The sequence below is a fragment of the Phormidium sp. FACHB-592 genome (assembly GCF_014695795.1).
Taxonomy (GTDB): Bacteria; Cyanobacteriota; Cyanobacteriia; order Leptolyngbyales; family Leptolyngbyaceae; genus Stenomitos.
On the sequence record NZ_JACJOZ010000075.1, the window covers coordinates 60099 to 80818 of the forward strand.

11 protein-coding genes are annotated in these 20720 nt (G+C 51.8%); 5 read left to right on the top strand and 6 right to left on the bottom strand.

Annotated features, from left to right (window positions below; translation table 11 throughout):
• Window positions 1-2: 2 nt before the first annotated feature.
• Window positions 3-1043: a glycosyltransferase family A protein gene (locus tag H6F86_RS31675; protein WP_347240874.1), complete on the bottom strand. Its 1041-nt coding sequence runs from the start codon at window positions 1041-1043 to the stop codon at window positions 3-5.
• A gap of 424 nt (window positions 1044-1467) precedes the next feature.
• Window positions 1468-3447: an excinuclease ABC subunit UvrC gene (gene uvrC / locus H6F86_RS21820; RefSeq protein WP_190451191.1), complete on the bottom strand. Its 1980-nt coding sequence runs from the start codon at window positions 3445-3447 to the stop codon at window positions 1468-1470.
• A gap of 113 nt (window positions 3448-3560) precedes the next feature.
• Between uvrC and H6F86_RS21825 the strand changes: the two genes are divergently transcribed.
• Complete coding sequence (locus H6F86_RS21825) at window positions 3561-3740, top strand: hypothetical protein (protein ID WP_190451192.1); 180 nt, start codon at window positions 3561-3563, stop codon at window positions 3738-3740.
• 113 nt (window positions 3741-3853) lie between these two features.
• Here the strand turns inward: H6F86_RS21825 and H6F86_RS21830 are convergent, their stop codons facing one another.
• Together H6F86_RS21830 and mfd are read right to left on the bottom strand one after the other, a co-directional pair.
• On the bottom strand, window positions 3854-4261 hold the full coding sequence (locus H6F86_RS21830) for a response regulator (protein ID WP_190451671.1): 408 nt from the start codon (window positions 4259-4261) through the stop codon (window positions 3854-3856).
• Between the two features lie 365 nt (window positions 4262-4626).
• Window positions 4627-8298 carry a transcription-repair coupling factor gene (gene mfd, locus H6F86_RS21835; protein ID WP_190451194.1) on the bottom strand — a complete coding sequence of 1224 codons (3672 nt, stop codon included), beginning with the start codon at window positions 8296-8298 and terminating at the stop codon, window positions 4627-4629.
• Window positions 8299-8493: 195 nt separating this feature from the next.
• Here mfd and H6F86_RS21840 point away from each other — a divergent pair, with 195 nt between their 5' ends.
• The 3 genes from H6F86_RS21840 to H6F86_RS21850 all read left to right on the top strand — a co-directional run bounded on the left by H6F86_RS21840 (window position 8494) and on the right by H6F86_RS21850 (window position 11878).
• Entirely contained in the window at window positions 8494-9633 is a 1140-nt protein-coding gene (locus tag H6F86_RS21840) for a dipeptidase (RefSeq protein ID WP_199305414.1), read from the top strand.
• A 122-nt stretch (window positions 9634-9755) separates the two neighbouring features.
• Window positions 9756-10328: a hypothetical protein gene (locus H6F86_RS21845; RefSeq protein WP_190451199.1), complete on the top strand. Its 573-nt coding sequence runs from the start codon at window positions 9756-9758 to the stop codon at window positions 10326-10328.
• A gap of 143 nt (window positions 10329-10471) precedes the next feature.
• Window positions 10472-11878: an aspartate ammonia-lyase gene (locus H6F86_RS21850; RefSeq protein WP_190451201.1), complete on the top strand. Its 1407-nt coding sequence runs from the start codon at window positions 10472-10474 to the stop codon at window positions 11876-11878.
• 90 nt (window positions 11879-11968) lie between these two features.
• On the opposite strand, the gene hisB is transcribed toward H6F86_RS21850, so the two are convergent.
• Together hisB and H6F86_RS21860 are read right to left on the bottom strand one after the other, a co-directional pair.
• Window positions 11969-12631: an imidazoleglycerol-phosphate dehydratase HisB gene (hisB, locus tag H6F86_RS21855; protein WP_190451203.1), complete on the bottom strand. Its 663-nt coding sequence runs from the start codon at window positions 12629-12631 to the stop codon at window positions 11969-11971.
• Window positions 12632-12781: 150 nt separating this feature from the next.
• Window positions 12782-14038: a DUF4912 domain-containing protein gene (locus H6F86_RS21860; protein ID WP_190451205.1), complete on the bottom strand. Its 1257-nt coding sequence runs from the start codon at window positions 14036-14038 to the stop codon at window positions 12782-12784.
• Between the two features lie 652 nt (window positions 14039-14690).
• Between H6F86_RS21860 and H6F86_RS21865 the strand changes: the two genes are divergently transcribed.
• Window positions 14691-20690, top strand: a complete 6000-nt coding sequence (locus H6F86_RS21865; RefSeq protein ID WP_190451207.1) for a tetratricopeptide repeat protein — start codon at window positions 14691-14693, stop codon at window positions 20688-20690.
• The last annotated feature ends 30 nt before the right edge of the window (window positions 20691-20720 follow it).

Sequence of the window (20720 nt, forward strand, 5' to 3'; positions counted from 1 at the left end):
GGCTATCTCCCTGTGATTTGAATGGTATCGGCAATGGGTGTTTGAGCACCCTTATATTCAATAATTTCGTGCTGTCTATGGAGCAGGCGATCGCCCGTAAACTTGACCACCCCAAAGGCTTCTGGAAACACGGACGCGCCACAGGACACCCCCCAAGGAATGCTCTCGCCCCAGGAAAACCCACGTTTACGTGTGCCTAGAATCGTTCGCAATGCCGTCAGCGGATAGCGTCCCAAAACCAGGAGGGAAAGTCCAGCAGTAAAGGGCGTGAGGGCGATCGCGCCCAATGGCACCAGTACACCCCACAGCCAGGTTCGCCGGATCTCCTTCACAAACTTGCGTTCTGGCGGCGCACCATGCAGGCTAGAAACCTGAGCATAGGCATACCCACAGCGCTTTGCCCGTTGCCACCACTGGGACAGCCGATGGATATTGGCATCGTGCAGAGTACTATCGTGATCGATCCGAAGAATAGAGCCATTTGCTTGCCGCAAGCGGACACTCAGTTCATCGTCCTCAGCCGCAATCACACCACTGTTATAGCCACCGACGGCTGCGAAGGCGCTGGCACGAAGCATCACGTCGCCACCAAAATGAGTGGTTTCGCCAACATGACCCATCCGCCACTCAACATCACAAATCCGGTTATACGGGCTGCGATCAGGATAGCGTTCGCGTCGCCAGCCACAAACGGCAACAACAGTAGGATGCTGATCTAAAGCGATCGCCGCTGCTTCAAGCCAACCAGCTGCAACTTCGCAGTCACCATCAATAAATTGGACGTACTCAACTTGAGGAGATTGCTCACGTAGCCGCTCAAAGCCAGCATTACGGGCACGGGCGGCTGTAAAAGGAAGGGACAAATCGAGATTGACGACCGTTACGCCGCGATCGCGGGCTGCCTCACAGCTTCCATCCGTCGAGCCAGAGTCCACATACACAACGGGACGCAAGCCATCCACGACCGAATCCAAGCTACGAACCAGGCGCTCGCCTTCGTTCCGCCCAATGACCACGACTCCAACCGTTTGTGAGCTAGTCACACACCCTCCTGCCAACACCATTTGCCATTACGAGGCTCCATCGTTGTCTAATTCTGCCCAGTCAGTATTTCAGACTATGCCCCTCAACTTCACAGAGGAAGATTAAGGGTAGAGTGCCCAAAATGATCGCTCTGTTCACCCCAGGTTTACAAGCTAGCCTGAAGCTGCTTGCTGCCTTCCAGTACAACACAGAACCCGGCGGGGTTAAAGCCAGAAGCGGCTTTAGAACACAAAATTATCAGTACATACTGAATTGTGAAGCAATGGTTAAGGACTGATTTCAGCTATTAGCCGTCAGCCGTCAGCCGTCAGCTTAGTAGCGTGAGAGAAAAGCATGGTATGTAGAGCTATAGTCTGCTTCCCGAAAGATAAATTGCGATCGCCAACTGCTGATCGCTGACTGCTGACCACTGACCACTAACCACTAATTCGTAACTGCCTCTGGTTCTGCCGCGTCTTGTGTCGGGTGGAAATAGTCGTAGATCTGCTGCGCTAGACGAGGACCAATGCCCGGAACGGTAGCAATTTGGGTCGGTGTTGCCTCTCGTACATAGTCGATCGACCGAAACGTAGCCAGCAGTTGCTTTTGACGATGGTGCCCCAGCCCAGGGATGTCGTCAAGACGCGATCGTCTCATGCGCTCACTACGCTGCTGACGGTGGAAGCTCACTGCAAAACGGTGAGCCTCATCGCGTAACCGACGCAATACTTGCACTCCTGGTTGCTCTGCCTCCGTTTTCAGCGGGAGTGATTCTCCTGGTAGAAAAATTTCTTCTCGCTGTTTCGCAAGGCTAACGACTTTAACATCGTCCAGCAAGTTTAGCTCTCGCAAAATCGCCACGACAGCCGAAAGCTGCCCCTTACCGCCATCAATCATCACCAGATCGGGAAAATCAGCCGTCGCCGACACATGGCGACTAAGAACAGAATCTTGTTCGGCTTTCACCAACTCGCCCTTTTCTTTGAGCGCAGCATACTTACGAAAGCGGCGACCGATCACCTCTGCCATGCTGGCAAAATCGTCGGAGTGTCCAGAGACGACGGTAGGCGTTTTAATTTTGTAATGGCGATAGTGCTGTTTGGCAGGTAGCCCATCGATAAAGACAACCTGCGACGCAACGGCATCAGAACCCTGAATATGAGAAATGTCATAACCTTCGATGCGACGCGGTAGTTCGGGTAGATCCAGAATAGTAGCAAGGTCAAGCATTGCCTGAGCATTGCGATCGGCAAACCGTTGCGTCCGTGCCAGCTCATAGCCAGCATTGCGCTCCACCATCTCGATCATCTCAGCTTTGACCTGACGTTGCGGAGTGACGATCGCCACCTTGCGTCCTTTCGTCTGACTGAGAAACTCTCCCAGCATGTCCGCTTCAGGCAATTCATGCTGCACGATAATCTCAGCAGGGATTTCAACCGCATCCACTGTTTGGTAATGTTCTTCAAGGACGCGCTGAAGGATGGCTCCTGAGGAACCAGATTGGGCATCGGCAACAAAGCCCAAACGTCCGACCAGTCGCCCTGCACGAATTTGAAAAAGCTGCACACAGGCGTATTGGTCATCAGCCGCAAGGGCGATCGCATCCCGCGAAATAGTATCGTCTGCCATCGAGACCTTCTGGTCAGCGCCTAACAGCTTCAGCCCAGCAATCTGATCACGAATTTTTGCCGCTTGCTCAAAGTTGAGCGACTCCGCTGCCTTTTCCATTTGAGCTGTCAGAACGTCAGACAGTTCGCGTGATCGTCCCTGGAAGATCATCGCGACCTTTTGCACAATCTTGTGGTATTCCTCGGGCGTCACCAATGCCTGACACACACCGGGGCAGCGACCAATATCGTAGTTCAGGCAAGGACGATCCTTAAACAACGGCTGGGGGCGTTGCCGCAAGGGAAAGATCCGCTTGACCAGATGCAGCGTTTGGCGCAGCAGCCCAGTATCGACGTAGGGACCGTAGTAGCGGTCTTTTTCCTTACCGAGCCGCCGCCTGCGCGTGATGAAAATGCGGGGATACGGTTCTGACCATGTGATGCAGAGATAAGGATACTTTTTATCGTCTTTCAGCAGCACATTGAAATGAGGCTGGTGCTGCTTGACTAGATTAGCTTCTAGCGCCAATGCTTCAGCTTCAGTATCCGTAACAATAAACTCAATTTCCGCAACTTGCTTGACCATCAACGCAATCCGAGGACTCAGCCCCTGGCTATCACGAAAATAAGAGCGGACGCGCGATCGCAGCTTTTTTGATTTTCCGATGTAGAGAATCTGATCATTTACATCCCGCATATAGTAAACGCCCGACTCCGCTGGAATCTCTTTGAGGCGGCTTTCCAAGCGCTCTGGATCTTTAACCAGTGTCAGAACTTTTGCAGGTGTCACAGGTAGGACTTTGCTGTAGGACTTCATCTCAATTTTAAACGAATCTATCGAGACTTCAAACGCAACTAAGGTCGATCGTCTCCGTAATTGCTAAGATTGCAGTGTATCCAATTAAACACACGTACACTGATTATTGTCATATGACGCTCGAAGAGTTTGAATCACAAACCCGTGAAGAACTAGAACAAGCCCTTAACCAGCTTCAAGCTGCAACCCTATTGATTGCAGAACTTTCCGCTCAGGTTTCTCAAGCTGGTAACACCGTGCAGGCACTGAGCCGACGAGTCGAAACCTTTGTTTCTCAACAAAAAGGTCAATAATGACTTGTGATCGTTCTACTTGAAACGTTCTTTAGCGTGGCGATCGAGAACGAACTGCATTGATCAGTAGAACGGTTGGTTAAGTAGAACAGTTTATTAAGTAGAACGGTTGCTTAAATCATGCGGTGCTTTAGTTCATCACTAATAGCCTGCTGAATTTGCGGTAGCACCACAGGCTTGACCAAATATTGCCGCGCACCTAAATTTAAGGCACGCTGTCGATCGGACTGAAAGGCAAACGCTGAAACAACAATAATTGGGATTTCTGACCACTCTGATGCTTGTTGCGCCTGCTCCAGCAACGTAAACCCATCAACATCTGGCAGTTTTAGGTCGAGCAAAACCAGGTGCGGTCGAAACTGCGCCATTTCTTGAGCAAACGTCGAGCCACTTGCAAGACTACGGACACAATAGCCACAGTGCCCTAAAAAGTCATGCATCAGTTGACGACTGATATCATTATCTTCGATCAGTAAGAGGCGGATACTGGAGTTTAACTGAGACATCGGAGCAGCGATCATTGTGTGCATGAGTTTGAGTCACGTTGTAATCAGCTATCTAGCCACTGCTGCTGTACTTGAATTGCGCTTAGATGCAAATGTTTTGTGTGCCATATGGCACTTACGCAAATCACTCTAGCAACAAAAATTGACACGTTAAGCCTTTGATGACTCAATGAGTGAGCACATCGACTAGTTCCTACTACCCCTGAGAGTATTAGAAGTACATCAAATTAAAAGCTTCGTCTGCGATCAAGATCACTCAGTAATTGTTCCCAAATATCTGTGCCAATAGTAACTCGTAGTTGGGAGGCCTTCAGTTTAAGAAGCGCCCTTTTTGTCAAACGTGCTCTAGCATTGAGGTGGAAACGCAGATGTATTTGGCTTCAGACGATCGCGGGTTCTGGTAAGGCACCTTGCATTCGACTGAGCCAGTTGAGCAAGCTATCAAGCTGTTGTTCTGCCTTCAACGCTCCCAGTCCTCGCACTGTCACCTTCCCTGGTGTGTAGACAAAGCGCGAATGCAAATGATCCGGCAGATTAGCCTTAAGTAGATTCCAGGCAGGTTCTGCCATTGGTGTTTCCAGCACAATATGCTGAGTGCCATCAGGCTTGATGCGAGAGAAACCGCACTTTTTAGCTACTTGCTTTAGTTCCACAATGCGGATGAGCTGAAGGGCAGCAGCAGGGATGGCACCATAGCGATCGCTCCAGTCGGCGGCGATCTGCGTCAATTCTTGCTTGCCTTCGGCAGAGGCAACAGCACGATAGGCACTCATTTTTTGATCAAGATCAGGGATGTAATCAGCCGGAATGAACGCGGTCAGGTTGAGGTCAATCTGGGTGTCATCGACAGTGGGGATTTCCTGCCCACGGATTTCGCCGATCGCTTCTTCCAGCATTTCAATGTAAAGGTCAAAGCCGATCGCATCCAGTTGCCCAGACTGCTCCGCACCCAGCAGGTTGCCCACACCGCGAATTTCCATATCCCGTACAGCGAGTTGATAACCAGAGCCAAGCTGCGCGAATTCTTGAATGGCTCGTAAACGCTGACGAGCGGTATCCGTTAGCTGGCTTTGCTTGGGGTAAAACAGCCATGCGTGCGCCTGAATGCCTGCCCGCCCGACTCGTCCCCGCAACTGGTAAAGCTGCGACAGCCCAAACCGCTGCGCGTCTTCAATCAGGATGGTGTTAACGCGGGGAATATCCAACCCCGATTCGATAATGGTGGTGCAGAGAAGAATGTCTGCTTCGCCTTCGCTGAAGGTCAGCATGGTCGTTTCAAGTTCAGCTTCGGGCATCTGTCCATGGGCGATCGCAATACGAATTCCCGGTATCATTTCACGGATGCGTGTGCCAATTTCTTCGATACCTTCTACACGAGGCACGACGTAGAAGATTTGCCCACCGCGATCGAGTTCTTGCCGCATAGCAGTACGCATCACTTCGGGGTCGTAAGGCGACAAGTGCGTTTTAATCGGACGGCGAGAGGGCGGCGGAGTCGTGATCAGGCTCATCTCGCGCACGCCTGAAAGCGCCATGTAGAGAGTGCGGGGAATCGGCGTAGCGCTGAGAGTTAGCACGTCAACCTGCGTACGGAGCGATTTAATTTTCTCCTTCTGGTTCACGCCAAACCGTTGTTCTTCATCCACTACGAGCAAGCCTAAATCCTTTGGCTGCACGTCCTTACTTAGCAGTTGATGGGTGCCAACTACAATATCCAGTTCGCCCGTTTTGAGCCGTTGGATGATGTCCTTGCGCTCTTGCGGACTACGAAAGCGGTTCAGTAAACCGATTTGAATGGGGTAAGGTGCAAACCGTTCTTTTAGCGTGTGGTAGTGCTGCTGCGTCAGGATAGTTGTAGGAGCCAACATTGCCACTTGTTTGCCAGCCGTTACCGCTTTGAAAATAGCGCGAATGGCAACCTCTGTTTTACCGAAGCCAACATCGCCACAAACGAGCCGATCCATCGGACGATCGCTCTGCATATCCTGCTTTACATCCTGCGTTGCTTTCAGTTGATCTGGCGTGGGCTGATAGGGAAACGACTCTTCCATTTCTTCCTGCCAGGGCATATCAGCGGGATAGGTAAAGCCAGTTTGTTGCGCTCGCTGGGCATAAAGCTGGAGCAAGTCCACTGCCACTTTCTTGATCGCTTTGCGGACTTTGCTCTTAGTGCGCTCCCAAGCTTTGCTAGACATCTTGTTGAGTTCGGGCGTGGTGTCGCCTGCCCCCCGAAAGCGCGAGAGCGAACTGAGTTGATCTGCTGCTACCCGCAGCAAGCCATCGGCGTATTGCAAGACCAGATACTCGCGGGTTTCATGGTTGAGCGTCAGGCTTTCGAGTTTGAGGAAGCGACCCACGCCGTGATTTTTATGCACGACGTAATCGCCGGGACGCAACTTGTTGGGATCAACCTGTTTAGAGGCAGCCCGCCGACGTTTGCGGACGTAACTAGGCGTTGCCAGGGAATGTTGACCGAAAAACTCCCGATCGGTCACGACAACCAGACGGAAAGTCGGCAAAATGAAGCCTTCCAGTTCCGCCAAGCCAGAGTATTTCACTGCAACGGGGACGTGCTGCACCTGAAGCTTGTCGATCGCTAAGAAATCGCGCGGATTTGGGATGAACTGCGCTGGACAATCGTGTTCTTGCAGCAAGGACACCGAGCGCGACGGTTGTGCCGACACTAGCCAAATCGAAAAGCCGCGATCGCGTTCATCCCGCAAAGTTTCCGCCAGTCTGCCAAACTGATGAGGAATGGCAGGCACCGATCGACTCGCCAAATTAATTGGAGCAGGACCCTTATCCTGCGCGGTTCGTACCTTTGGTTCCTCTGCCAGTTCGGACAGGTAAAGGCGATCGAAGAGTTCGACCTCAGCCAACGACTCCGCAAACGTCCGATGAATACGGGGAAAATCCAGCCTTCTTCCAACGTTATCTACTCTTGCTTCGCCTGTAGAGTCAATAACGTTGCCCTCTGCCTTCTGCCTTCTGCCTTCTTCGTACTGCTCTTCGGCGTGCTCGAACCAGCGATCGCCGTGGGCTTCTGATTGATCAGGTTCGTCGATCGCGATCAGCGTGTTTTCGGGTAGATAATCCAGCAACGATGCAGGCTTATCAAACGCAAGACCCAAAAAGCGACGGGAGCCTTCCGGCATCAGCCCCTGATCAAACTTCTCCTGCTCTTCTTCCGACAAAAACGCTTTTATGGCATCGGCTTTACTGCCTGTGAGCGCGGTTTGAATGATGGGCGCAAAGTTTGTGGGCGTGAGCACGAGTTGCTCAATGCGATCGAGCGATCGCTGTGTTGCCGGGTCAAACTCCCGAATTTGATCCAACTCATCGCCAAAAAGCTCTAACCGCATTGGCAATTCAGACGCAACCGGAAACACATCAATAATGTCTCCCCGCCGACTCCACTGCCCTTCTGTCTCGACCAGCGGCACGCGATCGTAGCCTAGCCGCGCCAATTCATGCCCCAATGTTTCCAGGTTTAACTCTGTGCCTCGCTTCAGCGTTAAGCAGTATGGCTTAAAGGCAGAAACAGGAGGCAAGTGAGGCTGAAGGGCGCGTTCGGTGGTGATGATCGCGAGAGAAGGGGATGGGGGATGAGGTGTGGGATGGGGGGTAAGAGACTTAAGTTTTGAGTTACTCCCTCTTGCTTCCTGCTGCTCCCCTGTTCCGGCTTCTTCCTGACTCCTCTCTCCTCTCCCCTCTCCCCTCACCAGATCTGCCAACACCTGCAACTGCCCCCAAACCATCTCCGATTCAGGATCAAATGGCTCGTAGGGTGATGATTCGGATGTGGGGTAAAAGTGAACGGTTTGCCAGCCCATTGCGTCGAGTTGGGCAGTCCAACGTCCGGCTTCTTCCAGCGTGGCGGTGACGACCAGTAGATTACGAGACTGCGCCTGCGCTAAGGCAGAACTGACCAAGCCCTTAGGCAACCGTGCCAAGCCGTTTAACTTCAGATATTGATGCTGCTGAAGTTTCGCTAAGAGTTCGGTGGTGAGGGGCGAGCGCCCCAGCGCACGAGTGATAGAAGAAAACGCCATGTTGAAGCTACGCAGTCTGATGAGAAGAGTTACCTATCTTCATAATAGAGGGCTTGTCAGGGGACTGAGCGACCTTCAGAGATGTACCTGTAAGCTCTTAGTAGAATAATCAACAATATCTAAGTTATTTGTAAGACCAGCGTGAACCGGAAAAGGCGAGTAAGAAGAGTTATCTTCTTTGGACTAATCAGCACATTGGTTACAGCCATTGTTTTGGCTGTTATTTTCTCCTTCGGTCCATCTTTTGTCGCAAAGCGATTCAACCCTATTGATGGTAGTGAGAGTCAACCAATTTCAGACGCTGCCCAGACCTTACATAAATCTTTAGTTGTTGCTGATTTGCATGCAGATTCTCTGCTATGGGGGAGCAACTTATCCAAGTTATTAAACTATGGTCACGTTGATGTTCCACGACTTATTCAAGGTAATGTTGCCTTACAAATTTTTACAGCTGTAACAAAAGTTCCGGCTCCATTACTTTTAGAAAATAATGATGGTCGTAGTGATGACATCACGAAACTTGCCATCCTACAACGCTGGCGTATTCCTGCTTTGTTTAACCTTGAACAACGTGCTTTATATCAAGCTGACCGATTGAAAGCTCTTGAGTTAAAAGCTGAAGGCAAGTTCAAAATCATCACATCGAAGCAAGATTTAAGCAATTATCTTGCTGCAAGACAGCGTAATGTACAAATCACAGCAGGTTTATTAGGATTAGAGGGCGCACATGCTTTAGAAGGCAAGATTGAAAATGTCGATCGTTTTTACAAAGCGGGCTTTCGGCTCATTGGGTTAGCTCATTTCTTTGATAATGACGTAAGTGGCTCTGCGCATGGAATCAAAAAGGGAGGACTGACTTCGTTTGGTCGTGAGGTAGTACGACTGATGGAAAGCCGTCATATGATTATCGACTTGGCTCATGCCTCATCTCAAACAATTGATGAGGTGCTAGATTTCACCAACACCCCTGTATTGGTTTCTCACACAGGTGTGCAGGGAACCTGTAGCAATGCTAGAAATCTGAGCGATCGCCAAATACAACAAATCGCTCAACATAAAGGAGTGATTGGCATTGGTTTTTGGAAAACAGCAACCTGCGGAAATGACGCAACCGCGATTGCTCGTGCTATCCATTATGTGACAGATTTAGTTGGTGTTGATCACGTTGCGCTTGGTTCAGATTTTGATGGCGCTGTCCGGCTTCCGTTTGATGTTGCTGATATGGTTCAAGTTACCAATGCGTTATTAGTAGAAGGCTTTTCTAAACAAGAAGTTGAGAAGATAATGGGATTAAATGTTCTCAATCTCCTACAAACTCTTCTCCCAGAAAAATAGTCAATTATTTAACCTTTTTTATCGTTAGTTTGAATGCCTATGCTTGAATTTAAAATTCTGATAACCTTTCTATTCTGATACATAGTATAGAATTCTCTGTCAAAATAAGAGTTCTAGGCGAAATGGGTAAGAAACGTCATGAGTCTTTTAATGCAGGTCCAAGTCGAGATGAGTCAAACGTCTTTCTCGATCGCCTGCTTCAGTGGCTCTGCGACTTGCAATCCAACGATATTGAGCGTTTCGATGAAGAAAGAGTTACTGAATTAGGTGCAGCTCTAGCAAAAAAACTTGATGTCATTGTGTTCTATGACCCCGATCTCAATTACCGCAAGGGTTACGGTTTGATCATTTTGCTGGATGAGAAAGGCAACACACCGCTATCAAAGCCAAATGATAATCATTTCGCTCTGTTGAAAGCTAGCCAGTTCGAAGTACGAGTCAATATTAGCCGCAAAGGCGGGTTCTTCTTTTTGAGTGCGTACACAGTTTTACCCGTCAACGACAGTAGTTTCCTCAATCCTGTGCAAGAGCAGTCAAAATACTTGCTTAAAGCCTGTGATCGAATTACCCGCTTTCTCACTGACAGGGGGCTTATTCAAGTACCTGACACGCTGCTTGATCGCTGCATTCATGGACACAATGAGTTGGGCAGCGAGGTGACAGTAAAGACTCAGCTTTTCGGCGAAGCCATCTGACTTTGCTCCACCGATTAGGCTTCCAGGTCTGACAAACGCAATAGTCTTGTTTTGAGATAGGAGTATCGCAAATAACCGCTTGAGTACTCACTTGTGGAATATTGGTGAAAGCAAGTAGACCAGAGACATCACTAGAAAATCTTATGACGAACCCAGAAGCGTATCGCGTTGAGAAAGACTCGATGGGCGATCGGCAGCTTCCCGATACAGCGTACTACGGCATTCAGACGCTACGGGCGATCGAGAACTTTCCGATTAGCGGCTTAAAGCCCTTGCCAACCTATGTTGATGCTTGTGTGCTAATTAAGAAGGCAACCGCGATCGCCAACGGTGAACTCGATTGCATCACACCTGAAATCAGTCAGGCGATCGTGCAGGCAGCCGACGAAGTGCTAAACGGCAAGCTGCGCGATCAGTTCGTAGTAGATGTGTATCAGGCAGGTGCAGGCACATCGCATCACATGAACGTGAATGAAGTGCTGGCAAATCGGGCACTGGAGCTTCTAGGTGATGTCAAAGGTAACTACAAACGGCTGAACCCCAATGATCATGTGAACTATGGGCAATCTACTAATGATGTGATTCCGACAGCAATTCGGATTGGTGGGCTGTTGGCGCTGGAGCGATCGCTGTACCCGGCGTTGGCAGGGGCGATCGCAGCACTAGAAGCCAAAGGGCAGGAATTTCAAGACGTGATCCGATCGGGTAGAACGCACTTACAAGACGCGGTGCCAGTGCGATTAGGCGACAACTTCCGTGCCTGGGCACAGATCTTGAGCGAACATCTGCTTCGCATTGAAACGGCTTCTAAAGATTTGATGGTGCTTGGCTTAGGCGGGAGTGCAGCAGGCACCGGACTCAATACCCATCCGCAGTATCGCTTTCGCGTGGCAGAAATCTTGTCAGATCTGATCGATCAACCGTTACGACCCGCACCCAATCTGATGGCAGCAATGCAAAGCATGGCTCCTTTCGTTAACGTCTCTAGCTCCTTACGAAACCTGGCGCAAGATTGCGTCAAAATTTCTCACGATCTGCGCCTGCTTGATTCGGGACCAAAGACTGGCTTCAAAGAAATTCAACTGCCGCCCGTCCAGCCTGGTTCGTCCATCATGCCAGGAAAATACAATCCCGTGATGGCAGAAATGACCTCAATGGTGTGCTTTCAAGTCATGGGCTACGACAGCGCGATCGCCCTTGCTGCCCAAGCGGGACAACTTGAACTAAACGTGATGATGCCCCTCATTGCCTACAATCTGATTCATAGTATCGAGATTCTCGGCAATACGATCGCCGCACTTGCTGAGAAAGGTATTAAAGGCATTACTGCCAATCGCGATCGCTGTCTTGCTTACGCAGAGGGTAGTTTGGCGTTAGTAACTGCACTTAACACACATATTGGCTATCTCAATGCCGCTGCCGTGGCGAAAGAATCCCTTGAAACAGGCAAATCACTCCGCGAAATCGTGCTAGAGCGAGGCTTGATGAATGCTGCAACGCTGGCAGAGGTGCTGAATCTAGAACAAATGAGCCAGATTCCAACACTTTAGGAGGCAGTGACAGGCGTTTGGGATGTGTCAAGAACCAGTCGTTTTTAGCGATCAGCGGTCAGCCTTCTGCCTTCTGCCCTCTGCCTTCTTTTACAACACACCTTTAGAACTGGGGATCGTATGCGCCCGCCTGGGATCAATTTCGACCGCCATACGGAGCGATCGCGCCAGTGCCTTAAACGTTGCTTCGATGATGTGATGGGAGTTAATGCCGTCCAGTTGGCGAATATGTAGCGTCATTTGGGCATGGTTGACGATCGCTACAAAGAACTCGCGCACTAACTGCGTATCGTAGGTGCCAACACGCTGCGTGGGGATTTCTAGCCCATAGCTGAGATAAGGACGACCCGAAAAATCAAGCGCCACCTGAATCAAGGCTTCGTCCAACGGCGCAACAAAGTGACCAAAGCGGACAATGCCTTTGCGATCGCCCAGTGCCTTTGCCAAAGCCATCCCTAGCGTGATGCCCACATCTTCGTTGGTATGGTGATCATCAATCTCGATGTCGCCTGTCGCCCGCACATCCAAGTCAAGCAGCCCGTGCGAGGCAATCTGGTGCAGCATATGATCCAAAAAGGGAACCCCAGTCTTGGCAGTGCATTGCCCAGTGCCATCGAGATTCAGCGTTACCTGCACGTCTGTTTCGCCCGTCGTGCGGCTTACTGTTGCCACACGGTTGAGTCCTGTCAAATTCTGAGTAAGGTTCGTGAGGCGTTCATGTCGTGACTCTGTAAGAGCATCGCTGGTCTGCATGGCGTTTGTGCGTTGAGAGGTGTATATCGAGCGGCAATAACTCATTATCAGCATTTTTGGCAAAGATGAGTGCCTTGCAGCCGACTCAGCAAAAAGCCCCCGATCATGAGATCGGGGGCAAAGGGGGTACGGAATGCTGTCTTACTTAGACTAGGCAAGCCACTCTTGAACCGCTTCAGCTTTAGTATTGGTGCGCCGTTCAGGAGTCTCGCGATTGAACTTCATGTGGATCGCACGGTTCTGCTCACCATCAGCCGCGACTGCGAGAATCGGGTAATCGATCAAACCATCCTGGAACGACATTTGAAAGCGGAAGGTGCCATCCGAGTTCAGCTTAATTGGACGACCGCCGATCGTGACCGTTGCATCTGGTTCCGTTGCGCCATAGACAATTAACTCAGCATCCGCAACCAGCCAGAACTGACGGGGACGGATAGGAGGTGCAGAGGCAGAGAACCCAACGCCAGACATACCAACGCCCGACATCGTCAGACCAGATGTAGTGGGGAGTGCCCACGCACCAGCACCTGAGGGAAAGACATAGGAACTAATGGCTTGCTCATGCACGGGTGACTGTTGCATCGAGCCGTAAAGGGAACCTGCTACACGCTGCACTTCGGTCGCTTCTGCCAAACCAAAAATTTGATCATAGATGGCGTTGCCCGTACCTGTAGCAGCACCTGCACCCGCACCCATCGTCACTGGACGAGCGCTCGGTGGCACCAGTTCCAGGAATGTTTTGTCAACCAGCGGCTCCTCCCATGCCACTGTGATGAACTGATCATCAATCCAGTCAGAAGGATAAACAGGCGGCACTCGCACTGGTGCAGAGCGAGCCAGCACAAGCCAGCGACCATCCGCACAGCGATAGCCAATATCCACTACGTAGTCGCGATCGCTAACAGGAATTGGCAAGTACCACTCCCGTGCTAGCTCATCGCTAGGATATTCCTGAATACTGTGTGGCGACTGGTAAGCCAAATTGACATTGGTCACATCGTAAAGACGCAGGGCAATCTGCTGTCCACCTTGGTGACGTAAGGCTTCTTTTTGTTCATTGGGGATGTCCCAATAGGTGTACGCCCACTGTGGATCACGCGGCATCAGCACAATGCGGCTCTCGCCATAGCCAGCTGGAAGATCATTCAGCCCTTCATCGACGGCAGACAATGAACCACCCACACGATCGTCTTGACCCAAATCAAATTTTGCTGCTTCCACTTCTGCTTGTGCCTCCAATGGTCTGGCTGAGATAGATGTGCCCTGAGTACGCTGCTGAATTTCTTGAATGGACGCTAGAAGTTGCTCTTTACGCATCCGGCTATAACGAGAGACACCATATTCACTGGCAACTCGGCGGAGTTGCCGTAAAGTCATGTCTTCAAGAGGAGGACGTTCTTTAGTCATGGCGGTTTGCTCTCCAGATTAAGCATTTGTTGCTAGTTAGCTCGATTTCAATCAGTTGCTTCTGATCCCAATTGGGATCAGGGATCCAAAGATGCTGGGATCACTTCGTTAGGCTTATATTGCGACAAAGTAAAATTTGGGTCAAGAGTGGAAGCTACTGAATTTTAGGCATTTATACGTATTCTCAGGCAAAACGGGGATCGTAATGTCATGAACTCCTGACATTACGCGCTTATGAGGATCACTTGCTCAAGAGCTGCTAACATTTGATCCCTAGCAAGTGGAAAGATAAAGGAGTGAAAGGGTGAAGGAGTAGAAGGGTGAAGGAGGGTTGGCTTCATCTAGAGCGCGTCTAAACATTTGTTTCCGCGGTTCTCTGTTCGTGTTTTGCATTCAGTCAAAGTCAATCAGCAGGATCATTTCTGTCCTCGGTCTATTTGTTTCCGCGGTTCTCTGCTCGTGTTTTGCATTCAGTCAAAGTCAATCAGCAGAATCATTTCTGTCCTCGGTCTAAAGCCACTAAGGAGGTCGGGCGGTCGCTCGTGTTACAGGGCATTACGCTGGGCGTTACTGGCTTTGCGAGGCGGGTAGAATAGATTGCCTCATAGACAACCACAACAATTACGAGGCAGTACAGGATAGGAAGCCTGCTATGACGCATCCCCCTGAATCATTAGCTGTCGCCTTGCAATGGCACCGTAGCGGGCGTATTGCTGAAGCTGAAGCTGCGTACCGTCACCTGCTTGAGCAGCAGCCTAATGCTATTGATGTGCTTAATCTCTTGGGAGCGCTGGTCTATCAGCAGCAACGCTTTGAGGAGGCGATCGCCTGCTTTGAGCGTGTCCTACTGCTGCAACCCGATAGCCCTGATGCGTATAACAGTATGGGCATTGTGCTGAAAGGGCAGGGGAAACTTGAGGACGCAGTTACCCACTATCAGCAGGCGTTAGCACGACAGCCTGACCATGTGGAAGCGTTAAATAACCTGGGCAATGCGTTGAAAGAGTTGGGCAAGCTAGAGGATGCGATCGCGGCTTACCAGCAAGCCTTAAGACTGCGCCCCGCCTATCCTGAAGCGCACAATAACCTGGGCATTGCCCTCAAAGATCAGGGGCAATTAGAGGATGCGATCGTCCATTACCGAGAAGCGCTTCTGCTCAAGCCCAACTACCCAGAGGCGCACCACAACCTGGCAGTTGCCTTACAACGTCAGGGAACGCTGGGTGAAGCGATCGTCTACTACCAGCAGGCGATCGCACTCAAGCCTGACTATCCAGAGGCACATCATGGCTGGGGCAATACACTCCAACAGCAGGGGGAGCCAGAAGCGGCGATCGTTCACTACCAGCAGGCGATCGCACTCAAGCCAACTTATGCTGAAGCTCATCATGGGCTGGCGACCGCACTTCAGCAGCAGGGCAAGTTAGAGGAAGCCGTTAGCGCTTACCGTCAAGCGCTATCTCTGCGTGAAGTGTATCCCGAGGCGCACAACAACCTGGGTAATGCACTACAGGAACAGGGGCAACTGGAAGCGGCGATCGCTCACTATCAACGCGCACTCACCCTACGACCCCAATTCGCAGAAGCGCATAGCAACCTGGGAGCAGTGCTGAGAACACAGAAGCAATATGAGGCGGCGATCGCTCAGTTTCAACAGGCGCTTGCCCTGCGTCCCGACTATGCCGAAGTTCACAACAATCTGGGGAATACCTATCAGGATCAAGGTAAGACAGACGCAGCGATCGACTGTTACCGCCGAGCCTTAGCCATTAATCCTAACTCTGCCGAAATTCACAGTAACTTAGGCAATTTGCTTCAGCAGGATGGCGAGTTTGAAGAAGCATTTGAGCACTTGGAAGCCGCAATTGCCATCCAGCCTCATTACTTAGGGGCATACAACAACCTGGGCATTGCCCGTCGCAACTATGGTGACACTGCTGCTGCCTTTACCGCTTATGAACAAGCCCTTGCGATCGATCCAGCGTTTGTCGAAGCACAGTGGAACAAAGCCCTAACTCAATTGTTTACAGGCGACTTGGCACAAGGCTTTGCTGGCTACGAGTGGCGGCTCCAATGGAGCAAATTTAGAGAGCAAAACCCAGTTCGATCGTTCCAGCAACCTCGCTGGGACGGTACACCGCTCGACGGCAAAACCATCCTGCTCTACACCGAACAAGGCATGGGCGACACGCTGCAATTTATTCGCTATGCCCCGATCGTTGCGGCACTCGGTGGGCACGTCATTGTTGAATGCCAACCGCTCCTCATCAACCTACTTCAGGGCGTTACAGGTATTCAGCAACTGATTCCTGAGGGCAGTCCGCTCCCTTCGTTTGATGTCCACGCGCCGCTCCTGAGCCTGCCCTACATTCTGGGCACCACGCTAGAAACGATTCCCGCCGACATCCCTTACCTTCAGCTATCACCATCCAGCGATCGCCCCTCGCTCCCTACTCCCGCTTCACCCCTTCACCCCTCCACTTCTTCACTTCCACTCAAAATCGGCATCGTTTGGCAAGGCAATCCACTCAATCCCTACAACCGCAGCCGTTCCTGTCCCCTAGAGCAACTTCTGACCCTGGCAGCATTACCTGATGTGCGGCTCTACAGCCTGCAAAAAGAGCCGTCACTAGCCGACCAGCAGCAATTGCAAGCCTCGTTACAAACACAGTCCAATGTTCACGATTTACGAGCACACTTGCATGACTTTGTAGACACTGCCGCCCTGATCCAGCAACTTGATCTCATTATTGCGGTGGATACATCGATCGCGCATTTGGCAGGTGCATTAGGCAAACCTGTGTGGCTGCTGCTCCCCTTTGCCCCTGACTGGCGTTGGATGCAGCAGCGGCATGATAGCCCCTGGTATCCAACTATGCGCCTCTTTCGACAGCCTGTACATGGCGATTGGGAAAGTGTCATCACGCAGGTGTGGGAAGCGTTGGGGGAGAAAGGGCAGAAGGTAGAGGGCAGAAGGCAAAAGGCAAAAGGCAAAAGGCAAAAGGCAAAAGGTAGTCAGCGGTCACCGGTCACCGGTCAGCCTGTAGCAATTCGTCAGCCAATTCCTGTAGAGAAGCAAGCGACAGCGCCCAGTAGCCAACGGTCGCAACCGATTCAACCGTCTCGTGTCCAAACAGACAACACGCTGCTCCCCACTCCCCACTCCCCACTCCCCACTCCCCACTCCCCACTCCCCACTCCCCACTCCCGATTCGCCACTCCCCACTCCCCACTCCCACAAGCTCTTAAAAACGCTGTACGGCACCACCAGGAAGGACGCTACCGTGAGGCAGAGCAGCTTTGTCATCAGGTGTTGCAAGCACAGGAAGACTACGCGGATGCGTGGCATTTGTTGGGGATGATCGCCCATCAGGAACAACGCTTTGAGGCGGCGATCGCGTCTTACCGCCGCGCACTAACAACACACTCTGACAACCACGATACTCACAATAATCTGGCAGTAGCGCTTCAGGAGTCCGATCGCATTGATGAGGCGATCGCGCATTACGAAAAGGCGATCGCCCTGAAGCCAGATTTTGCGGATGCTCACAATAATTTTGCCAATGCACTGCGCCACAAAGGTTTAATGGCTGAAGCGATCGCGCACTATGAGCAGGCGATCACCATTCGACCCAACTATGCCGATGCCCACAATAATTTGGGCTTGATCTACTTCTCCCAAGGAAACTTTGAACAGGCAGCGGCTTGCTATCGGCAGGCGATCGCGATGAGGCCCGACTTTCCACAAGCACACAACCATTTGGGGAATGCGCTGAAAGAATTGGGTGACTTTGATGCTGCGATCGCCCACTATAAGCAGGCGATCACGCTGAAGCCGGACTATGCCAAAGCATTTAATAACTGGGGCAACATCTTTCGCGATCGGGGCAAGTTGCAAGAAGCAGTGCAGTACTACAACCAGGCAACGGCGATCGAGCCAAATTTTGCTGAAGCACACTGGAACAAAGCACTGACCCTTTTGCTCAATGGCGACCTGCTACCGGGGTTTGCCGCTTACGAATGGCGCTGGCAGGTCAAGCTACCGACCTTTCAACCCATGCGACCGATACCGCAACCTCGCTGGGATGGGTCTCCCCTTAACGGCAAAACTATCTTTCTGCACGCCGAACAAGGCATGGGCGACATGATTCAGTTTGTTCGCTATGTGCCACTTGTCGCGCAGCGCGGCGGACGCATCATCCTGGAGTGCCATGCACCATTAATGCACCTGTTTCAGGGCTTACCTGATGTGGCAGCGATCGTCTCCTACGGCAGCCCACCCCCTCCGTTTGATGTCCATGCCCCCCTGATGAGCTTGCCTCATATCCTGGGCACCACTGTAGAAACGATTCCGGCTACCACACCCTATCTCCAAATACCTGCCGCCGCTTCCCTTGATCCTCGCTCCTTGCCCCGCTTTCCACTCTCCTCCCTCAAAATCGGCATTGTCTGGGAAGGTAACTCCCAAAACCCCTATAACCGGACGCGCGCCTGTCCACTCGATTACCTGCTGCCCTTAGCCGATCGTCCCAATGTAGACCTGTATAGCCTGCAAAAAGAACCGTCCTCTGCCGATTTAGCACGGTTGCAGGCACATCCTCACATCCATGACCTGCGAGAGCATCTGCATGATTTCGTCGATACCGCTGTCTTAATGCAGCAGCTTGATTTGGTCATTGCTGTTGACACTTCTGCCGCACATCTGGCAGGCGCGCTCGGTAGACCGATCTGGCTGCTGCTGCCCTTTGCCCCCGATTGGCGCTGGTTGCTGGCGCGTGAAGATAGCATCTGGTATCCCACTATGCGGATTTTCCGTCAGCCTTCCTATGGAGACTGGGCAGGCGCGATCGAACAGATACAAGACGCACTAGTTAAACTACAACGGGAGAACCGCAGAGAGGCAGAGCCGCAGAGGCAAGAAGCGGTCAGCCATCAGCAGCTTAAAGGCAGAAGGCGGAGGGCAGAAGGCAGAGGGCAGCCGTTTGCAAGCCGTCAACTAACTTCTACAGAAAAGCAAGCTAGAGCAGTCAGTGGTCAGCAGTTAGCACCAACCCAAACGTCCCCTGTACAATCTCATGGACAAACAGACAGCACGCTACTCCCCACTCCCCACTCCCCACTCCCTACGCTCCATTCCCTACTCCCCACCGCCCTCCAGCACTACCATGACGGCAAGTTTACAGAAGCGGAACGGGTGTGTCGTGAAATTTTGCAGCAAGAGCCTGATCAGGTAGCAGCGCTTCAAATTCTCAGCGTCGCATTATGTCGTGCAGGGCAGTCGATCGCCTCATTGCCGTACCTTCAGAAGGTTGTGCAGCTACAGCCGGAAACACCGGAAGCCTGGAGCAACCTGGGTAGCGCGTTGCAAGAGCAGGGAAGCATTAAGGCAGCGATCGCCGCCTTCAACCGTGCGATCGCCCTTAAGCCGGATCATGCGGATGCTCACTACAACCTGGCGCTCGTACTGCAAGAGCAAGACCGTTTGGAGGATGCTCTGTTCCATAGTGAGCAGGCGATCGCGCTGAAGCCTGAGTTTGCTGATGCTTACTACAATCAGGGGTTTATCCTTCGGCGGTTGGGTCGGCTGGAGGCGGCGATCTCCCATTACCGTACGGCAATTCAGCTTGCCCCCCAATCAGCAGGCGCACACAAAAATCTGGGTCATGCGCTGCTGTTGACAGGCGACTTACAGCAGGGTTTTCAGGAATACGAGTGGCGCTGGCAGCAACCCGGTTGGACACAGCGATCGTTTGCTCAACCGCTGTGGGATGGCTCGCCATTGCAAGGCAAAACGATTCTGCTCCATGCCGAGCAAGGCTTAGGCGATACAATCCAGTTCATTCGTTATGTTTCCCTGGTGCGTAAGGCTGCCTTTGGCGCTTCTGGTGGACGGAATCATGGGGGACGAGTGATCGTCGAGTGTCAGCCTTCACTGCTGCCGTTGCTTGAAACAGTGGCAGGTATTGACCAGTTGATTGCTCAGGATAGCCCTCTACCAGCATTTGATGTTCACGCGCCCCTCCTAAGCCTGCCCCACATTCTGGGCACAACTTTGGCAACGATTCCCGCTGACATCCCCTACCTCCAAGCATCCCGCGCTGCCTCCGCGCCTCAGCTTCCCCTGCCTCACCCGTCCCCACCGCAGAGCGGAAGCACTCTACACCCCTCACCCCTTGCCTCTCTTCCCCTCAAAGTCGGCATTGTATGGACTGGTAACCCTGCCCACAAAAACAATCCCTATCGTTCCTGCACGATCGAGCCTTTTCGTGACCTGTGCCAGATACCCGGCGTATGTTTTTACAGTTTGCAGAAAGGTGCTGCCGTAAATGATTTGCAGGCGGCTGACCTGCCAATCCAGGACTTGAGCCAGACGTTGGCTGATTTTGCTGATACAGCAGCGGCGATCGCTCAACTCGATTTAGTTATTACCATTGATACGGCGGTTGCTCACCTAGCAGGGGCGTTGGGTAAACCCGTGTGGTTATTGCTCTCCTTTGCCCCTGATTGGCGCTGGTTGCTAGAGCGTGACGACAGTCCCTGGTACCCAATGATGCGGCTCTTTCGGCAACGCCAACGGGGAAGTTGGCAAGGGGTGTTTGAGCAAGTGACAGCGGCATTAGAGCAATGGGTGGAACGCCGGAAACACGTTTAACCACGATCATTTCTACTACTAACGCTGGTG

Coding starts and splice junctions, on each gene's coding strand:
- uvrC (WP_190451191.1), bottom strand. CDS start 3,447: ATGAAGTCCTACAGCAAAGTCCTACCTGTGACACCTGCAAAAGTTCTG.
- H6F86_RS21825 (WP_190451192.1), top strand. CDS start 3,561: ATGACGCTCGAAGAGTTTGAATCACAAACCCGTGAAGAACTAGAACAA.
- H6F86_RS21830 (WP_190451671.1), bottom strand. CDS start 4,261: ATGATCGCTGCTCCGATGTCTCAGTTAAACTCCAGTATCCGCCTCTTA.
- mfd (WP_190451194.1), bottom strand. CDS start 8,298: ATGGCGTTTTCTTCTATCACTCGTGCGCTGGGGCGCTCGCCCCTCACC.
- H6F86_RS21845 (WP_190451199.1), top strand. CDS start 9,756: ATGGGTAAGAAACGTCATGAGTCTTTTAATGCAGGTCCAAGTCGAGAT.
- H6F86_RS21850 (WP_190451201.1), top strand. CDS start 10,472: ATGACGAACCCAGAAGCGTATCGCGTTGAGAAAGACTCGATGGGCGAT.
- hisB (WP_190451203.1), bottom strand. CDS start 12,631: ATGCAGACCAGCGATGCTCTTACAGAGTCACGACATGAACGCCTCACG.
- H6F86_RS21860 (WP_190451205.1), bottom strand. CDS start 14,038: ATGACTAAAGAACGTCCTCCTCTTGAAGACATGACTTTACGGCAACTC.
- H6F86_RS21865 (WP_190451207.1), top strand. CDS start 14,691: ATGACGCATCCCCCTGAATCATTAGCTGTCGCCTTGCAATGGCACCGT.